The 17075-nt window shown below is 69.3% G+C and carries 14 protein-coding genes and 1 pseudogene; 11 read left to right on the top strand and 4 right to left on the bottom strand.

Annotated features, from left to right (window positions below):
• Nucleotides 1–154: 154 nt before the first annotated feature.
• From BHS09_RS20830 to BHS09_RS20805, 6 genes are read left to right on the top strand one after another with little or no spacing between them, the layout of a single operon-like run.
• Complete coding sequence (locus tag BHS09_RS20830) at nt 155–637, top strand: chemotaxis protein CheW (protein WP_011554146.1); 483 nt, start codon at nt 155–157, stop codon at nt 635–637.
• Nucleotides 634–1008: a CheW domain-containing protein gene (locus BHS09_RS20825; RefSeq protein ID WP_140792517.1), complete on the top strand. Its 375-nt coding sequence runs from the start codon at nt 634–636 to the stop codon at nt 1006–1008. The genes BHS09_RS20830 and BHS09_RS20825 overlap by 4 nt, the downstream gene beginning before the upstream one ends.
• Nucleotides 1009–1013: 5 nt before the next feature.
• Nucleotides 1014–2267 (top strand): methyl-accepting chemotaxis protein, encoded by a 1254-nt coding sequence (locus tag BHS09_RS20820; RefSeq protein WP_140792515.1) that lies wholly within the window; start codon nt 1014–1016, stop codon nt 2265–2267.
• Between the two features lie 33 nt (nt 2268–2300).
• Nucleotides 2301–4613, top strand: a complete 2313-nt coding sequence (locus BHS09_RS20815; RefSeq protein ID WP_140792513.1) for a hybrid sensor histidine kinase/response regulator — start codon at nt 2301–2303, stop codon at nt 4611–4613.
• Nucleotides 4614–4650: 37 nt separating this feature from the next.
• Nucleotides 4651–5655, top strand: a complete 1005-nt coding sequence (locus BHS09_RS20810) for a chemotaxis protein CheB (protein ID WP_140792511.1) — start codon at nt 4651–4653, stop codon at nt 5653–5655.
• Nucleotides 5649–7451 carry a protein-glutamate O-methyltransferase gene (locus BHS09_RS20805; RefSeq protein WP_140801118.1) on the top strand — a complete coding sequence of 601 codons (1803 nt, stop codon included), beginning with the start codon at nt 5649–5651 and terminating at the stop codon, nt 7449–7451. The genes BHS09_RS20810 and BHS09_RS20805 overlap by 7 nt, the downstream gene beginning before the upstream one ends.
• A gap of 27 nt (nt 7452–7478) precedes the next feature.
• Here the strand turns inward: BHS09_RS20805 and BHS09_RS20800 are convergent, their stop codons facing one another.
• Together BHS09_RS20800 and BHS09_RS20795 are read right to left on the bottom strand one after the other, a co-directional pair.
• Nucleotides 7479–7799, bottom strand: a complete 321-nt coding sequence (locus tag BHS09_RS20800; RefSeq protein ID WP_011554140.1) for a polyhydroxyalkanoic acid system family protein — start codon at nt 7797–7799, stop codon at nt 7479–7481.
• 104 nt (nt 7800–7903) lie between these two features.
• Complete coding sequence (locus BHS09_RS20795; protein ID WP_140798694.1) at nt 7904–9370, bottom strand: deoxyribodipyrimidine photo-lyase; 1467 nt, start codon at nt 9368–9370, stop codon at nt 7904–7906.
• 159 nt (nt 9371–9529) lie between these two features.
• Between BHS09_RS20795 and BHS09_RS20790 the strand changes: the two genes are divergently transcribed.
• The 3 genes from BHS09_RS20790 (at nt 9530) to BHS09_RS20780 (ending at nt 12748) form a co-directional block, all read left to right on the top strand.
• Nucleotides 9530–11017: a hypothetical protein gene (locus BHS09_RS20790; protein WP_237079731.1), complete on the top strand. Its 1488-nt coding sequence runs from the start codon at nt 9530–9532 to the stop codon at nt 11015–11017.
• 68 nt (nt 11018–11085) lie between these two features.
• Complete coding sequence (locus BHS09_RS20785; protein ID WP_174259422.1) at nt 11086–12231, top strand: DUF1015 family protein; 1146 nt, start codon at nt 11086–11088, stop codon at nt 12229–12231.
• A 52-nt stretch (nt 12232–12283) separates the two neighbouring features.
• Nucleotides 12284–12748 carry a tRNA1(Val) (adenine(37)-N6)-methyltransferase gene (locus BHS09_RS20780; RefSeq protein WP_237079730.1) on the top strand — a complete coding sequence of 155 codons (465 nt, stop codon included), beginning with the start codon at nt 12284–12286 and terminating at the stop codon, nt 12746–12748.
• A 354-nt stretch (nt 12749–13102) separates the two neighbouring features.
• Here BHS09_RS20780 and BHS09_RS20775 read toward each other — a convergent pair whose 3' ends face one another.
• Together BHS09_RS20775 and BHS09_RS20770 are read right to left on the bottom strand one after the other, a co-directional pair.
• Nucleotides 13103–14347: a cytochrome P450 gene (locus tag BHS09_RS20775; protein WP_140798693.1), complete on the bottom strand. Its 1245-nt coding sequence runs from the start codon at nt 14345–14347 to the stop codon at nt 13103–13105.
• A 58-nt stretch (nt 14348–14405) separates the two neighbouring features.
• Nucleotides 14406–16043 carry an FAD-dependent oxidoreductase gene (locus tag BHS09_RS20770; RefSeq protein ID WP_140792466.1) on the bottom strand — a complete coding sequence of 546 codons (1638 nt, stop codon included), beginning with the start codon at nt 16041–16043 and terminating at the stop codon, nt 14406–14408.
• Between the two features lie 82 nt (nt 16044–16125).
• On the opposite strand from BHS09_RS20770, the pseudogene BHS09_RS20765 reads away from it, so the two are divergent.
• Both BHS09_RS20765 and BHS09_RS20760 read left to right on the top strand, forming a co-directional pair.
• Nucleotides 16126–16329, top strand: a pseudogene (locus tag BHS09_RS20765) (tyrosine-type recombinase/integrase); the annotation flags it as partial.
• A 394-nt stretch (nt 16330–16723) separates the two neighbouring features.
• Nucleotides 16724–17062, top strand: a complete 339-nt coding sequence (locus tag BHS09_RS20760; protein WP_140798692.1) for a transposase zinc-binding domain-containing protein — start codon at nt 16724–16726, stop codon at nt 17060–17062.
• The last annotated feature ends 13 nt before the right edge of the window (nt 17063–17075 follow it).

Raw genomic sequence — 17075 nt, 5'->3', positions numbered from 1 at the left:
TTCGCGGTGGAACCCTACACCTTTGGTGCAGCGCGGACCATCGAAACGGCGACCAGGCGGTCTGGTCGTCAGGTCCTCTTGACCGCTATTCATCGCCTCCGGATACTTTGGCGCCTTGACCACGACCTCGACTCCCCTCCAGCGAGCACTCCGGATGGCTCCGGACCGCGCCTTGGCCGCCCAGGCCCGGCCGGAGCAGGAGTTCTTCTGCTTCCGCGTGGGCGACCTCCGCCTGGGCGTGCCCAGTGAGAACGTGCTCGAAGTGCTTCGGGCCGGTCTGCTCACGCCCTTGCCCCGGACCCCGTCCTTCATCATGGGCGTCACCGGCCACCGGGGCGAGGTGCTTCCGGTGCTGGACCTGCTGCGCTTCCTCTCCAAGGGAGAGGCCCGCATCGGCCCGCGCACCCGCCTGTTCGTCGGCGTCACGGGCAGCTACGTGGCCGGAGTCGTCGCGGATACGGTGCTGGGTTTGCGCCGCATTCCCGTGGCGGACATCCTCCCACCGCCCCTGGGCGGTGACGCCGCGGCCGAGCACCTGCTGGGCGTGGTGCAGGCCAGCGGCAACCAGGAAGCCATCAACCTCCTCAACTTCTCCAAGCTGCTCCAGACGGCGCGGCAGCGGGCGGTGGCGCGGTGAACGACGACGCCTTCCACGAGAAGGAGGAAGAGGTGGATCTGCTCTTCTTCGACATCGGCGCCACGCTCTACGGCACGGATGCGTCCCAGGTGCTGCGCATCGACCGCGCGCTGCCGGAGGACCTCACGCTGCCGGAGCTGGGGCTGCCCCACCGGGGCAACCGCGCCATCGTCTTCGACACCCCGGAGGGTGAAGCCCACCTCAAGGTGGACGCCGTGCACGGCGTGCGCTCCATCCCCGTCAATTCCTTGCGCCGGATGCCTCCCACGGCCGGCGCCGCAGCCTACGCAGTCGGTGTGTGCCTGGAAGAGGCCCGCACCGTGTTGCTCATCGATCTGGTCGAAACCGCAAGGACTCAAGGAAGGCACTGAGACACATGTCCCTGGACACCCCCAACGAGAAGCCCGCGGGCAAGGCTCGCGCCCGGAAGGCCCCCGCCTCCAAGGCCGGCGCCACGAACGCGGCGTCGACCTCTTCCTCCACCAAGGCCATCACCGACACGCTGCTGACGGTGCTGTCCGGCAACCTCCAGGCCCGCGTGCCCAAGGAGCTGGTCGGTGAGTCCGGCGCGGAGCTGGCGCACCTGCTCAACCAGGTGCTGGACCAGTTCTCGGCCTCCGAGCACCGCAAGCACGTGGCGGCGCAGGAAATCGACCAGGCGCTGGACGCGCTCATCGGCCTGGTGCGCGAGGGCGACCTGTCCCGGTGGAACACCACCACCGAAGACCCGCAGCTCGGGCCCCTGCTGGAGGGCTTCGGCAAGGTCATTGAGACGCTGCGCACCTTCGTGCGGGAGATCAACGAGGCGGCCCTGAGGCTGTCCTCGTCCGCCAATCAGGTGCTGGCGGCCTCCACGCAGCATGAGACGTCCTCCACGGAGCAGGCGGCGGCCATCCACGAGACGACCGCCACCATGGAAGAGCTGAAGCACGCGTCGGCGCAGATCGCCGAGAACGCGGGCAGCGTGGCGCGCGTGGCGGAAGAGACGCTGGGCGCGGCGCGCGCGGGCCGGGGCGCCATTGGCGAGTTCATCCAGGCCATGCAGCAGATCCGCAGCGACGGCGTCGCGGTGGCGGACTCCATCGCGAAGCTGTCCAAGCGCGTGGAGCGCATCGGCACGGTGGTGGAAGTCATCGACGAGATTGCCGACCGCTCCGACCTGCTGGCGCTGAACGCGGCGCTGGAAGGCAGCCGCGCGGGTGAGGCCGGAAAGGGCTTCTCCATCGTCGCGGCGGAGATGCGGCGTCTTGCGGAGAACGTCCTGGACTCCACCAAGGAGATCAAGAACCTCATCACCGAGATTCGCGAGGCCACGGCCGCCGCGGCCGGCGCCGCCGAGGCGTCCAAGTCCGCCACGGAGTCCGGTGAGAAGCTGGGCGCGGTGGCGGCGCAGGCGGTGGAAGGCATCCTCGCCGGCGTCCAGGAGACGAGCGACGCGGCCCGCGTCATCAACCTGGCCACGCAGCAGCAGCGCACGGCCACCGAGCAGGTGGTGGCCTCCATGGCGGAGATCGAGGATGTGACGCGCCAGACGACGCAGGCCTCGAAGCAGGCCACGGGCGCGGCCGCGGAGCTGACGCAGTTGGCCGGACGGCTGGCCGAGCTCATCAAGCGGTTCAAGGCCGACTAGCGCTTCCTGGAAGGGGAGGGGCGTACGCCGGCCATGGACACCGAGGCTCTCAAGAAATCCCTCCTGAAGAAGTTTCAGGAGGTCACCGCAGACCGCCTCCAGAAGATTCAGCTGGGGGTATTGGACCTGGAGAAGGAGACCGCGGACCAGGCCGCGGAGGACGTCGCGCGCGAGCTGCACACGATGAAGGGCGAGGCCCGCATGTTGGGTCTGGCCGCCATCGGGCAGCTGGCGCACGCCGCCGAGGACGTCCTGCGCGCAGAGCGCGAGGGCAAGACGGCCACGGAGGTGGCCACCGACGTCCTGCTCAGGGCGTGCGACGTCCTTTCCGATCTCAACGAAGACCTGTCCGGCGCCAACACGGGCAACTCGGCCAGCGAGGAGATGGTCCGCATGCTCGCGGAAGTCTCCGGACAGACGCCGCCCGCCATCGCTGGCGCACGGCCCGCGGCACCGCCGCCGGCCCCTGTCGCCGCGCCCGTGGTGGCACCGGCGGCCGTCGCCGCGCCGGTGCAGGCTCCGGTGGCAGCGCCCCCGACGCAGGCCCCCGTGGCCGAGCCGGTGGCGCACGCCGCTGCAACCGCGCATCACCCGGCTGCCGCGCATGGCCGTGACGAGGAGGCCCCGAGCGCCGCGAAGTCCGCGGTGGCCGACCGGAGCATCCGCGTCAACGTGGAGGTGCTCGACGCGTTGGGGTTGCTCGCGGGCGACCTGCTGGTGGAGAGCGCCCGTGGCCGGCTTCGCAGCTCGGAGACGGAGGCGTTGTTCGAGCGCTTCAGCCGCCTGGGGGACCGCTTCCTCCGGCTGGCGGAAGAAATCGACATCTCGAACGAGGTGCGTGAGCAGCTGGACCGCGTGGAGAGCGACCTCCACATGCTGCGCGACGACGCGTTCCGCTTCGTGCGCCGCAACGACGACGGCATCAACACGCTGCACGGCAACCTGGCGAAGATGGCGGACCACGTGGCCGAGGCCCGGCTGGTGCCGCTGTCCACCGTGTTCGACGCCTTCCCGCGCGCCGTTCGCGAGATGTCGCGCACGCAGGGCAAGGAAGTGGACCTGGTCATCGAGAACGCCGACATCGGCGTGGACCGGTCCATGCTGGGCGACGTGCGCGACGCGCTGGTGCACCTGCTGCGCAACTCGGTGGACCACGGCGTGGAGTCCCCGGACACGCGCCAGCAGCTGGGCAAGCCGCTCAACGGCCGCATCCGCATCCGCGTGCGCGTGGACGGCGACATGCTCCACATCGAGGTGGAGGACGACGGCCGCGGCATCGACCCGGAGCGGCTGCGTCAGGCGGCCATCTCCAAGCGCCTCATCAACGCGGTGCAGGCCGCTGCGCTGTCGGAGCGAGAGGCCATCGAGCTCATCTTCCGCCCCGGCTTCTCCACCCGCGACCAGGTCAGCGAGCTGTCTGGCCGTGGCGTGGGCATGGATGTGGTGAAGCGCAAGGTGGAGACGCTGGGCGGCTCGGTGGGCGTGAACAGCCGCATCGGCCGTGGCAGCACCATCACCCTGCGCCTGCCGCAGTCGCTGGCGTTGATGAAGGTGCTGCTGGTGCGCCTGGGGGACGACGTCTACGGCATGCCCGCCGCGGACGTGGAAGCCGTCATGCGCGTCAAGCCGGATGACCGGCTGGAGATCTTCGGCACGCTGGCCGTGCGGCACCGTGGCAAGCCCACGGCGCTGGTGGCGCTGGGGCCGCTGTTGGGCCTCAACGGCGGCAATCGCTTCGACAAGCCACCCGCGGTGGTGGTGCGTCACGGCGAGGACCACGCGGCGCTGGTGGTGGACGGCTTCGTGGACGAGCGCGAAGTGGCCGTGAAGCCTTGCGGCGGCGAGTTCCTCAAGGCCGCGCCCTTCATCGCCGGCACCGCGGCGCTGGAGGACGGGCGCATCGCCGTGCTGCTCCATGTCCCGGACATCATGGCGGAGGTGCGCCGCATGGCCCGCCCCGTCACCCAGGCCCCCGCCGCCAAGCGCCTCCGGGTGCTGCTGGTGGATGACTCGCCCATTGCCCGCGCCACGGAAGGGGCGCTGGTGAAGGCGCTGGGGCACTCGGTGGAGGAAGCCCAGGACGGCGAAGAGGCCTACGTGAAGGTGCAGAACAACACCTACGACCTCATCCTCACGGACGTGCAGATGCCCAAGCTGGACGGGTTCTCGCTGGCGCGACGGCTCAAGTCGACGCCCGCGGTGGCTCGCATTCCGGTCATCATCCTGTCGTCGCTCGCCTCACCCGAGGACAAGCGGCGCGGGTTGGATGCCGGCGCGGACGCGTACCTCGTCAAGGGCGAGCTGGGCGTGGAGGTTCTCGCGCAGGCCATCGACCGGCTGACCTGAGGAGCCAGGCTTGGGCGGTGGCGCGGCAGTCGCAGGAATGGCGTTTCGGGTGCTCATGGTGGGCAAGGGGCTGCGTGCGCTCGCGGCCCGGGGCCTGTTCGATGGGGAATCCCTGGTGCCCGTGGGGCCGGCGGAAGTGGACTTCGCCGGCGCCCTGGTGGCCGTGCAGCGGCACTTTCCGGACGTGGTGCTGGTGGACCTGAGCGCGCTGGACGCGCTGCCCGCCATCGAGCACGTCATGGTGGAGCGGCCAGTGCCAGTGCTGGCGCTGCACCCGGGCGTGCTGTCCGGCCAGGAGGCCTTCCAGGCGATGGTGGCGGGCGCGCTGGACGTGCTGGAGCGTCCAGCGAATCCCGGGCCCGAGTTCTGGGCGCATGTGTCGCGCAAGCTGGTGCTGCTGGCGCAGGTGAAGGCGGTGCGGCAGGTGCAGACGCGGCCGCCACCGCAAGCGGCGCGTGAGACGAAGCCGCCTCCGCCGTATCCGCTGGTGGCCATCGCCGCGTCCCTGGGCGGCCCCAAGGCGGTGGCGCAGGTGCTGCGGATGATTCCGCGCGCCTTCCCGGCGCCCATCGCCTACTGCCAGCACATCAGTGACGGCTTCACGGAAGGGCTGGCGCACTGGCTGTCCAATGAAACGGCGCTGCGCGTGCTGGAGGCCGAACATGACGTGCTCATGGCGCCGGGCACGGTGTACATCGCTCCGTCGGGCAGTCACCTCTTGGTCCGACCCGAGGGCAGGTTGGAGCTGGACGCGGGCCCCGCACTTCGCGGTTTCCGGCCGTCCTGTGACATGCTGCTGACTTCAGCGGGTGAGTCGTTCGGCCCGCGCTGCATCGGGGTCATCCTGACGGGCATGGGGCGCGACGGGGCGCGAGGGTTGAAGGAGATTCGAGAGCGCGGCGGTCGGACCATTGCCCAGGACGAAGCGTCGAGCGTCGTCTGGGGCATGCCGCGCGAGGCGGTATTGATGGGCGCGGCGCACGAGGTGCTGCCACTGAGCCGGATTGGCGCGGCGCTGATGCAGTGGGTGGACGTGTGCTGACGGCGAGCCAGAAAGTCTTGCAGCAACTCGCCGCGCTGCTGCTGGAGCGCGCGGGGCTGAAAATCACGCCGGATGGCTTCCACAGCCTCCGGCTGGCGCTGTCCGCGCGCATGCCCGTGCTGGGCCTGGATGAGCCCGAGCACTACATCCAGCGCCTGACGGGCGCCGGTGGCGAAGAGGAGCTGCGCTCGCTGTTGCCGCTGGTGACGGTGGGGCACACGGAGTTCTTCCGCGACGGGAAGCAGTTCCGCGCGCTGGAGAAGAGCGTGCTGCCGGAACTGGTGTCCCGTTCGCGGCGCGAGATGCGCAAGGTGTCCATCTGGTCCGCGGGCTGCGCGACGGGGGAGGAGCCCTACAGCCTGGCCATGGTGCTGGCGGAGCTGGGCGCGCTGTCGCTGGAGGTGGACCTGTGGGCCACCGACCTCAACCTGGCCGCGGTGGAGGCCGCGAAGCAGGGGCGCTTCACCTCGCGGCGGGCCATCAGCATCAACCAGGAGCGGCTGACTCGCTTCTTCAGGCCCGTGGAAGAGGGCTATGAGGCGCTGCCCGCGCTGCGTGAGTACATCCGCTTCGACGGACAGAACCTGGCCGTTCCCGTCTTCGACAAGGTGGCCCTGTCGTCGCTGGACCTCATCCTCTGCCGCAACGTCATCATCTACTTCGACCTGCCCACCATCCGCGGGTTGATGGACCGCTTCCTCGCCGCGCTGCGGCCGGGCGGGTTGTTGTTCCTGGGGTACTCGGAGAGCCTCTTCAAGGTCTACGACCGCTTCGAGATGATCGAAGTCGATGGGGCGTTCGTGTACCGCCGCCCGCTGGACGACAAGAGCATGCGGGCGCCGCCGCTGCGCATCACCCCGTATCCCGGCGAGCCCGACGTCGCCGCGCGCAGGCCCGTGCCCGTGGACGCGTTCACCGCGGACCTGCGCAAGCGGATGCAGCCCGCGGACGTCCCGTTGACGACGCGGCTGCCCGCGGTGTCTGCGTCGTCGGTGGCGGCGCCTGGCTCGCCCAGCGTGACGCTGCCGGCGGTGGGCGCCTCTTCCAGTCCGCGTTCCGTGGTGCCGGGGCGGCTGCCCGCGGTGTCGCCTCACTCGCCGTTGCCGGCCATCGCCGCGCCGCCGCCTCCCAGCGCCGTGCGCTCGCGTGTCACCGCGGAGCTGCCCACGGTGGGGAGCGTGGACTCCGCCCGTCCGCGCATCACCACCGAGCTTCCGGCCGTGGCCACCACGCCGCGCGCGCCCACCATGGAGGTGCCCGCCTGGCCCACGCTGCTGCCTCCGGCGGAGCGTCTGGCCATGGCGGTGCGGAAGATGTCGCAGGGGGATTTCTCGGCGGCCATCGCCGGCGTGCAGCGGCTGCTCGCGGACGAGCCCAGTGACTTGGATGGGCTGCTGACGCTGGGCAACCTGTTCTCTCTCACCGGCCGCATCCCCGAGGCGCGCGAGGCCTTCGCGCAGGCCATTCAGCGCGAGCCGCTGTGCGTGGAGGCGCGGGTGTTCGGCGGGGTCGCCGCGTTGCAAGCAGGGGAGTTGAGCGAGGCGCGCTCCGAGCTGGGCAAGGCCCTGTTCCTGGAGCCCACGCTGGCCATTGGCCACTACCTCCTGGCGCAGGTGCACGAGCGCACGCAGGACCATGAGGCGGCGCGGCGCAGCTACCGAAACGCCATTGCCCAGCTTCGCTTCCCGCAGCGTCCCCTCGCGGGGCACTACCCGGAGATGCCGGACTCGGCGGATGCCATCTCTCGCGCGGCGCGTTACGCCCTGGCCGCGTTGGAGGAGCAGCCCCTGCGCTGAGGCAGGGGCCGCGTCCCGGGCTTCACGTCAGTCCAGGCTGCTCTTCACCTGGTCCAGGCTCTTGCTCGGGTCGAGCACGGAGCCGAACTTCTTCTGCAGGTAGCTCTTGGCCTGGCCGCGCAGCAGCATGCCAGGGTCGGTGCCCTCACCCTCGACGGCCTTGTCGGTGATGACGAACGAGGCGTCCATCTGGATGCCCATCACCTTGCCGACGATTTTCGCGCCTTCCCCCTGCCAGTCCGCCTTCACGCCGTACTTGCCGCCCCAGTACTGGAGCAGCTGATCGACGCGCTGCTTGACCTCCTCCTTGGGGAGGGAGTGGGGGATATCGAACTTCATCATTCCCATGGCTGGCTCCTGATCTCGGTGTCCCGCTTCGAGCGTTTAGCCGTGCCGGAGCGGGAATGGAACCGCCGTGTCACTTTTGGGCGCGCGGATGTCAACAGGCTTGCTCACGTGCCTGCCGCCTTGCGAACGCGCTTGAGCTTCACCGGTGGGTCCTCCGGGCGGCCCCAGCGCTCCAGGTAGGGTGCCAGGTTGTACTTGGTCGCCGTGCGCAGGGAGCTCATGGGCCGCACCTTGCCCAGCACCTCCCGCTCCTGGAAGGGGCGGTCATGCAGTCCCAGCACCCACATGAAGTTGGCGACGCTTGCGGGGTCCCTGCCATCCACCGCGTACTTGTCGTTGAGGAACGCGATGCGTTGCAGCGCTTCCTGGGGGGATGGCGTCCACTCCAGGATTTTCTTCCCCCACAGCATGCGCAGGTAGTTGTGGATGCGGCCACGCTCCACCAGCTCGCGCTGGGCCGCGTTCCACAAGCCGTCCGCGGTCCGCGCTGTCTCCAATTGCTTCAACGAATAGCGGTGCTCGCGCGCGTCCTTCTGGTGGCGGGTGAGCGTCTCCTTCGCCCACGGAGGCAGGGAGGCCACGGAGAGCTGCTGCGGCCCCGGCGTGTGGAGGCAGTAGTTGAAGCCCAGCTCACGGCGGACGAGCAGCTCCTCCAGGAAGCCCTGCACCGAAGCATCCTGCGCGCCGCGTGCGCGGATGGCGGCGCGCGCGGCCTCTCCCGCGAAGAGGTTGCCCCAGTGGAAGAAGGGGGACAGGTTGGACTGTCGCGCCAGGCCCGGGTCGTTGCGGCCTTCGTCATAGCCCTCCAACCGTTGGTGCACGAAGGCCTGGAGCGCCTCAAGGCCCGCTTTGCGTCCTCCGCGCTCCTTGATGGGCGCCACCGAATGGTCGAAGTCGAAGGCGTCCAGGGACTCGCGGGCCTCGCGTGCGTCCGACGTGGCGAAGTCCGGCTCCAGCTTGCGTCCGGCCGCGGCGGCCTTCACCGCGCGGTTGGGCACGGCGCGGTCCAGGTACTCCGGCCACAGCTTCTTCAGCTTGGGCCGCAAGGTATAGGCGCCAATCTGCCGCGTGGCGATGCGCTGCATGGGCACCACGCATGACGCATCCACGGAGAACAGCGGCACGTCCAGGGCCTTGGCGGCGCCACGCAGGTGGCCCGGGATGATGTACGTGGGGAACAGGTCCGACACGATGGCGGCGGCGCGCCGGCCGAGTTGGGCCAGCCGGGGACGGTGCTCCTTCGAGGTCCGGGGCAGCTCCAGCCAGTAGGGCAGCCCGCGCGCGGCGCAGCCGGTGGCCATGTCCATCATCCCCTCCAGGGCCCAGGCGTGGAGCCTGTCGGAGGCATGGGGGTAGTCCGGACGGATGGCCTGGTAGACGACGACGGGCAGGCCCAGGTGGTTGCCCAGACCGATGGCGGCATCCAGCGCGTGGTTCTGCTCGGCGCGATGGTTGACCATGCACCAGTAGAGGACGAAGTCGCGGCGGCCGGAAGGAAGGGGGAGGTCCTTCACCACTTGGACGCGCGCCGAATCGACGCCGAGTTCGGACCACGAGAAGCCTTCAGGCATGGGGCCTCACTGATACGCGAGCCGTATTCGCGTCGCGGAGGAAAAGAAGTGCGTGGCTGTGAACGAGGGGACAGGGAAGGTCGGATGGCGCTCCAATTTCCGACACCCGAGGACAGGTTGTGGTTTTCTGCCGTCCGGCCGGACCGAAGGAGTCCTTGCGTGTCATCATTGAGAAGCTGGAGCTATCTCCCCATCACCGCCCTCGCTCTCGCGCTGGTCCTTCCGGAGCCCGCGAAGGCGCAGGCTGGCGGAACCTATCCATCCCCGGGGTCTGCGCAGCCTCCGTCTGCCCCCGCGGGTTATGCGGCCCCTCCGCAGCCCACGTATCGTCAGACGGCGCCGCAGCAGCCCGCGGACCCGCATGCGCAGCCGCCGCAGACGCAGCAGCCCTCGGACCCGTACGCGCAGCCGCCGGCGTCCGCACAGCCCGCGGACCCGTATGCGCAGCCGCCGCAGACCCAGCAGCCGGTGGACCCGTATGCGCAGCCGCAGACGCAGCAGCCGTCAGCGGATCCGTATGCGCAACCGCCGTCGTCCACGCAGCCGGTGGACCCGTACGCGCAGCCGCCGCAGACGCAGCAGCCGGTGGACCCGTATGCGCAGCCGCAGACGCCGCAGGGCTATCCCCCGGCGCAGAATGCCTATCCCCCGTCGAATGCGCAGGACCCGGCTCGCTATCCGGGCGATTCCGCGACGGCGAGCGACGCGCCCACGCTGCCTCCGGATCCGGACTCGCTGCGGACGAAGCCGCAGTCGCCGCTGACGCCGGACGACCGGGCCATGGCGAAGCGGGGCGTGCCTCCCATCGAGGACACAGGGGTGATGCTGGACGGCAGGCCGCGCCAGGGCCCGTTCCTCTCCGGTCCGGGCAGCTTCAGCTTCATCGTGCATCACACGACGCTGGGCGCTCTGGGTGGCTTCTTCACGCAGGCGTTCGCCAGCGACTTCAACTTCGACAAGAGCTCGCGTGAGGCGATGCTGGCGGGCACGCTCATCGGCGCGGGCCTGGGCTTCGGTGCCTCATCGTGGTGGCAGTTCAACAACTGGGTGGACCGCCCCATGGCCAACTTCGGCATCGCCAACTCGGTGGTGGGCGGCATGTTCACCGCGGGCCTGATGGACCTCTTCACGCAGGACGCGGGCATCCTGACGTGGTCCGCCTTCCTGGGCGCGGAGCTGGGCGCGTGGCTCACGGCGGGCATTGGCGGCGGCCAGCTTCCGCTCAACGACGGCTTGTTGATTTCGTCCGGTGCGGGCTGGGGCGCGGCCTACTCGGCGCTGCTGTTGGCCATCATCCACTTCTCCGGGACGCCCGTGTCCGGCAAGACGTGGCGGGACACGCTGCTGCTGGCGCCGGGCATCGGCGCGGGCGCGCTGGCGCTGGCCACCATGCGTTACAACCCAACGCCGTCCCAAATCGTCCGAGCCAACATCTTCGGCGGTGGCGTGGGCGCGGTGGTGCTGCTCCTCTCCGGCGTGGTGCTGGGTGGTTTCGATCAGTCCACGCCGTACGTCCTGTCGTTCCTCGGTTCGGCGGGGGCCATCACCACGGTGAGCCTGCTGTGGGAGGAGAGCGTGGACCGCTCCGCCCTGAAGATGGCTGGCCGCTCAGAGAAGGACCGGCCGTACACGAACGTCTGGTGGTAGACGCGGCCTGGAGCAACCTGGCGAGCGCCATGGCACGGCGGGGCAGGAGGCACCACCTTCCCCCCGACATGGCGCGCGTCAATCCATTTTCGGCCCTTCTTGGCTCGCTGGATTCCTCGCTGGAGCCCAGCGGCTACGTGCCGCGTGGCAATGCGGTGCCCCAGCCGTCTCACGTCCGCCCCCTGCTGGAGGCAGCCAATCCCACGGCGGAGCTGCGGCGCATGCGGGACTCGGGCGCGCTGCTGAGGGACTCACGCCCCGCGATGTACTTGGTGGAGGTGCAGGGGCCCGCCGGCAAGCTCGGCGGCCCGCCGGTGCGCTTCCTCCTGTGTGCCCTGAACCCGGATGCGGGCGCCTCGCTGGAGCATGACCCGTACCGGCCCAGGGCCTGGGAAGCGGAGCCCGCTATCACGCTGACCGCGGATGACCATGGGGTGCTGCGCGGATTGCTCGCGGAGGCTTCCGAGCGCGCCATCGTCGTGTGGGAAGGGCGCTACGGACAGAACACCCTGTCGCTGCGGCGCATCGAGCCTTCCCCCGTGTCGAAGCGGCTCCAAGCGGTGCTGGATGAAGCGCCCATGCGCCCACTGGCGGCGTTGAACGAGCGCGGCCCGACGCTGGCGGCCGTGGTTCCGCTGTCCGACCCGGGGCTGGAGTTGCTACCCATCCACCGCGCGCTCAAGGGCGTGGAGACCTTCAAGGAGGAGACGTTCCTCACGCTGGTGACGGCGTATGCGCGCGTCTACGAACTGGATGAGCCCCTGAATACCCCGCGCGGTCTGGCGGTGGCGCGAGAGCGACTGGCCACGCTCATCACCGGGCACCACGCGGTGCTGCTGGTGTTGCCGGGAGGCCGAGGCCGCATCCTTCGGTTCCGTCAGGGGTTGGACCTGGCGCACCTGAAGGGGGCGCCGCGCAATCCCACGCTGCGGAGCCTGGACCTGGCGTTGCTCAACGCGCTGGTGCTGCGGACCGTGCTGGGCATCAAGGACCCGGAGGCGCCGGGGCACTCGCAGGTGTACCCGGTGCAGGGGATGGAAGCGCTGGTGCAGGGCGTGGAGTCGGGGATGTTCCAGGCGGGCTTCGCCCTCAATCCGCCGCCGCTGTGGGAGGTGCGCGCGGTGATGGAGGCACAGGCGACGCTGCCACCCAGCACCCTTCGAGTCGAACCGTTGCCACCAGCGGGGCTGCTCTACCTGGACCGGGAAGTCTGACCTCCTGGCGTGCGGGTCCTGAGCCCAAGCCCGCCGGAGGACAAGCCCCGGCGTGTTCCGCTCGAACTCCAGCCAGGACCAGGGGAGACGCTGGACTCGATTGGCGGCGGTGGGGTGCACGGGCAGCTTCGCGCACGTGCTGTGCAATCCGTCGTATCGGACGCGAGCATCCGGACGCAGCAGCATGTCCATGGAGAAGGTGATTGTTTGGCACGAGCTGACATGTGAGCTCCAGGACGTGGTGCGCGCCGCGGACCACCTGCTGGTGCCGCGCGGCGCGCTGTTCATGGTGTATCCGGCGTCACGGTTCGGGGAGCTGACGTCCGTGCGGAGGCTTCACCGGTTGGAGCCGCGCACCGTGCGGTGCGTGCATCCCTTGGCGGACCGGCCCGCGAAGCGGGTGCTGCTCCATGCCGTCAAGGCGGGCAGGGCGGACCTGACGGTGCTGCCGCCGCTGGTGCTGCACGGGGATGACGAGCACGCGTTCACGGATGAGGTGAACGCGATGTTGATGTGAATGAAGGACGCAGGGGCGCAGGGGAGCACCTGCTTGACCGTCCACGGCTCTTCAAGCGTGCCCTGGCTGGCAAGATATTGAGCGGAGGCCGCGCAGATTTTCATGCCGGAGCCTGTTAGCAACCAGCCTCCGCCGGTGAGAGTTGGAGGCGGCGGGAATCGAACCCGCGCCGGGCGGTGCGAAACCTCTAGCAGAATCGCGCCCTTACCTCGTAACCGCCCGGAATGCTTAGGAGTCGGTATCCCGCCGCGTCCCGTCTCGTCCCGTCCTGTTCCAGCCCATTCCGCACGTTCCTGCGACATACGTGCAACATGGCGAAGCCCGTCGCCTTTGGTCAGTGAGCCGGGGCAGACGCTATCGCACGCCCGCCGCCCGGATGCCGTCGACCTCGACGAGGAGGTGGAGGGGACCTCGCAAGGTCGGGTTGGGCCGGTAGGGGGGCGGGTCGGCAACGAGCCTGGGGTGCTCAAGGCGGCAGGCGAGTTCGGTCAAGGCAATCTGTGCCTCCAACCGGGCAAGCGGTGCACCAAAGCAGTAGTGAATGCCACTGCCGAAGCCCAGGTGCGAGTTGTTGGGCCGGTCGGGCATGAAGCGGTCGGGGTCGTCGAAGCGCTCTGGGTCGCGGCTGCCCGCAGCGAGCATCAGCACGAGCGGCGAGCCCTGGGGAATGGTGGTGCCGGCAATGTCGATGTCGGCCAGAGTGACGCGGTCAGGCAGGAACTGCACCGGTGGTTCATAGCGCAGCAGCTCCTCGACCAGCGGGATGCTCAGCTCGGGCTCGCGGCGCAGCCGCTCGAACACGCCGGGGTGGCGCAGCAGGGTGAGCATGCCATTGGCGATGAGGTTGACGGTGGTCTCATGGCCAGCGACGAGCAGCAACGCGGCGGTGCTCAACACCTCTTCCCGCGACATCCGCCCGTTGGGGCCGTTATCCGTCAGGAACCCGGAGAGCAGGTCGCCGCCGGGCTGGCGCAGGTGGGCATCGGCGAGCGCAGCGAGGTACTGCCCCAGCTCCGCTTTCGTCCGGTCGCGCTTGGCCTTTCGCTGCTCGATCGTCCCTGTGGTGGGGTCAAGGGTCTCGATGCCCGCGTCGGCCAACTCGTGAAAGCGCGATTCGTCCTCGCGAGGGACTCCCAGCAGCTTGCAGATGACAGTCACAGGGAATGGGTAGGCCACGTCGCCGACGATGTCGACCTGGTTCTTGCCCGCGAGCGCGTCAAGCAGGCCCGTGGTGGTCTCGACCAGCCAGGGACGAAGGGCATCAATGCGTCCGGGGGTGTGCGGCGGCCCGAAGGGCCTCATCGCCAGCTTCCGGAGCCGGTCGTGGTCGGGAGGGTCGCGCCGGATGAAGGGCTCTGGCAGCCCTGGAGGGCCCTCCTGGGGGGAGGGCGTGGCACCGGCCTGCCGGACGAGGTTGCGTATGTCGGAGCTGACCCGTGGGTCGTGGAGCAACGCGACAATCTCATCGTAGGTGCTGACGATGTACGTGCCGTCGGCCTCGCGCGCCACGGGAGTCTTCCGCAACTCGGCGTAGAGCGGGTAGGGGTTGGCCCGGTTGGCCGGGTCGAGGATCTGCTCGAAGATGCTGGCCTGTGCCATGAAGCGGTCTCCTTGAGTCCGTTGGAGGGGTGGGGTGACGCGGCTGCCGACACTCGGCTCAAAGGTGCCGGTACACCCACCGGACCCGCCGCTCGTAGGGTTCACGGCCGGTGACCATGACGGTGGCCTCCTGGTCGGACACGGCCCGTTTCGGAAATTCGGGAGGGACGGGCCGCATCTCGGCGGGCTGATGGACGGTGCGGAAGGCGGGCGGGAACGGCGCGGCCGCATCGATCAAGCCCTGGTAGAACTCCAGCCATTTGGGCTGGTCGAAAGCGACCGCGGCGGTGACACGCCCCTTGTAGCCGTAGACGGCGACGAATCGGCGCTCGGCGAGTGAGCCCTGGGTGATGACGAGCGCGTCCGAGAAGGTCGGCACACCCACCGATTTGATGTTGACGCCGAATTGCGTGGACCAGAAGGTGGGGATGGCCAGGTGTGGCCAGCGGTCCGCTTCCGGGCTGAGCATGTTGTGGGCCGCAATTTTGGCCTGGGTGACCGCGTTGCCCCAGTGCTCGAGGGACAGGAACTGGTAGTCGTAGATCGGGTGAGGGACGCGGGCCACGTCCCCGGCGACGAAGATGTTCCCGGTCACCAGGCCGTTGATGTCGAACGCGTGGCAGGCCGCATCACAGGCCACCCCCCATCGAGTCACCGCCAGCCCCGAGTCGCGCAGCCACTCCACGTTGCGGATCGCCCCTAGCGCGACCACGGCCACGTCGACGTTCAGTGTCGAGCCGTCGGAGAAGTGGGCCCGCCGCAGCCTCCCGTTTGCATCCCCCTCCAGCCGCGTGACGGTGACGCCGCAGCGCAGGTCGACGCCATGGTCGCGTTGCAAGGCGGCTGCGACCGCCCCGACAACTCCGCCGAGCGCCCCCACCAGTGGAGTGGCCCCCCGCTCCGTGACGGTCACCGGCAGACCCAGCTCGCGGCACGCGGAGGCGACCTCCGAGCCGGTGAACCCGCCGCCGATGACCAGAACCCGGCCGGGTCTGGCGGCCAGACGGCGCTGCAACTGGGCCGCATCGTCGCGGGTGCGCACCACCTCTACGCCCTCCAGCGACGCCTCCGCGTCGTTGGGCCACGGCCGGGCACGCGCCCCCGTCGCAATCAGCAACCGGTCGAACTGGACCCTGTTCCCGTCAGCAAGGAGGACCTGCCTGCCGGCCAGGTCCAGTCCCATGGCACGGACTCCCAGGTGCCAGTCCGCATCGAGCTCGTCGCTGTAAGGCAATAGGGTGTGGTCTGCCTTCACCCAACCTGTCAGGACCTGCTTGGAGAGCGGCGGCCGGTCGTACGGGTCGTAGGCCTCATCCCCGATGAGGGTCAACGACCCAGCAAAGCCTTGGGTGCGGAGCATGAGGGCGGCAGTCAACCCGGCCAGGGATGCGCCGACGATAACGATGCGGCCACCGCGCTTGAACGCCGCTTCCGCGTCGGTGAGACGCACGGGCCCCCTGGGCTTCCGTCGCTGTGCAGGCTCTTTCCGCATCGCCGCCAGGGTGCCCATCCCGCCAATGTGGATGGCCTGGACGGGGCACGCCGCAGCGGCTCGCTTGATCTGCTCACGAAGGGCGTCGTCGGGGTTGGAGTCGTACAGCAGCGCATCCCCGCTCTGCATCCTGAACACGCTCGGCGCAAGGAAGGCGCACTGCGCATACCCCTGGCAGCGGGTGAGGTCGACGACGACTCTCATGGGCACACGGCCTCCTCAAAGGGGTGGCATTTCGCATGGGAGGCGCACGGGAGGAATGGGCCGGAAGTTCGAAGGGAATGCTAGCCACCTCGCCATGCGGGGCGTTCCGCTCAAGGTCATTCAGGAGTTGATGGGACACGTCACCATCGAGATGACCGAGCGCTACGCCCACCTGAGCCCCGACACGCGGCGAGAGGCGGTCGGTGTTCTCGACCGGCCCCTGCCGCTTGCGCCCGCGTGCGACATACGTGCAACACGGATGGAGGAAGCCGCTAACCATCCGTAAAGACGTACTAAAAAGTGGAGGCGGCGGGAATCGAACCCACGGCCAAGGCGATAGGAAACCCCAAGCAGGGCGCGCTGTTACCCACTATCGCCTTGATCTGACGTCGGTTCGTTTGGTCCGCCCTATCCCGTCTTCCCCCGTCTTGTCCCGTTCTCATCCCCGCTTGAGGGGCACACTGGGGGCACATGCGGCCACACAGGGTCAACCCGCTCACGGGCGCGAGCGGCCCGAGTTTCCCAGTCTCGCAGGGCTCACGAGAAGCCCGTGGGAGGCTGACGGTAGCGTGTGCCCTGGCGAGGTGGATTTGGGGAGGGGCAGGTGGAGGAGCGGGGGTGGGCGTACCGGCGGAGGCAGCCGGAGGGGACGGTGCTGTACGAGGCGGTGAGGGAGAACCTTGCCACCGCTGCTGGCGGAGGCGAGCGACGTGGGGCGCGGCCTACCCCGGTACGTGGAGCGGGACTTCGCCAGGTACCTGGAGTGCGGCGTGCTGGTGCACGGATTCGCGCGGGTGCGCTGCGAGAGTTGTAAGGACGAACTGCTCGTCGCCTTCTCGTGCAAGGGGCGAGGGGTGTGCCCCTCCTGCAACGCGAAGCGGGCGCAGGTGACGGCGGTGCACCTGGTGGAGCGGGTGCTGCCGCACGTGCCCTTCCGTCAGTGGACGTTGTCCTTTCCGCACCGGGTGCGATGGATACGTATCCGTCCGGCCAAGGACGTGCTGAGAGGCGTTGAGTGAGGAGTCGGCGCCG

This window comes from Myxococcus xanthus (assembly GCF_006402735.1).
Classification (GTDB): domain Bacteria; phylum Myxococcota; class Myxococcia; order Myxococcales; family Myxococcaceae; genus Myxococcus; species Myxococcus xanthus_A.
Note: the sequence above shows the minus strand (reverse complement) of the source record. Positions and strands in the feature narration are given on the sequence as shown.

Excerpts from the sequence above, each read along its gene's own strand:
- BHS09_RS20770 (WP_140792466.1), bottom strand. The coding sequence starts at position 16,043 with ATGAGAGTCGTCGTCGACCTCACCCGCTGCCAGGGGTATGCGCAGTGC.
- BHS09_RS20810 (WP_140792511.1), top strand. The coding sequence starts at position 4,651 with ATGGCGTTTCGGGTGCTCATGGTGGGCAAGGGGCTGCGTGCGCTCGCG.
- BHS09_RS20820 (WP_140792515.1), top strand. The coding sequence starts at position 1,014 with ATGTCCCTGGACACCCCCAACGAGAAGCCCGCGGGCAAGGCTCGCGCC.
- BHS09_RS20795 (WP_140798694.1), bottom strand. The coding sequence starts at position 9,370 with ATGCCTGAAGGCTTCTCGTGGTCCGAACTCGGCGTCGATTCGGCGCGC.
- BHS09_RS20815 (WP_140792513.1), top strand. The coding sequence starts at position 2,301 with ATGGACACCGAGGCTCTCAAGAAATCCCTCCTGAAGAAGTTTCAGGAG.
- BHS09_RS20785 (WP_174259422.1), top strand. The coding sequence starts at position 11,086 with ATGGCGCGCGTCAATCCATTTTCGGCCCTTCTTGGCTCGCTGGATTCC.
- BHS09_RS20775 (WP_140798693.1), bottom strand. The coding sequence starts at position 14,347 with ATGGCACAGGCCAGCATCTTCGAGCAGATCCTCGACCCGGCCAACCGG.
- BHS09_RS20830 (WP_011554146.1), top strand. The coding sequence starts at position 155 with ATGGCTCCGGACCGCGCCTTGGCCGCCCAGGCCCGGCCGGAGCAGGAG.
- BHS09_RS20800 (WP_011554140.1), bottom strand. The coding sequence starts at position 7,799 with ATGGGAATGATGAAGTTCGATATCCCCCACTCCCTCCCCAAGGAGGAG.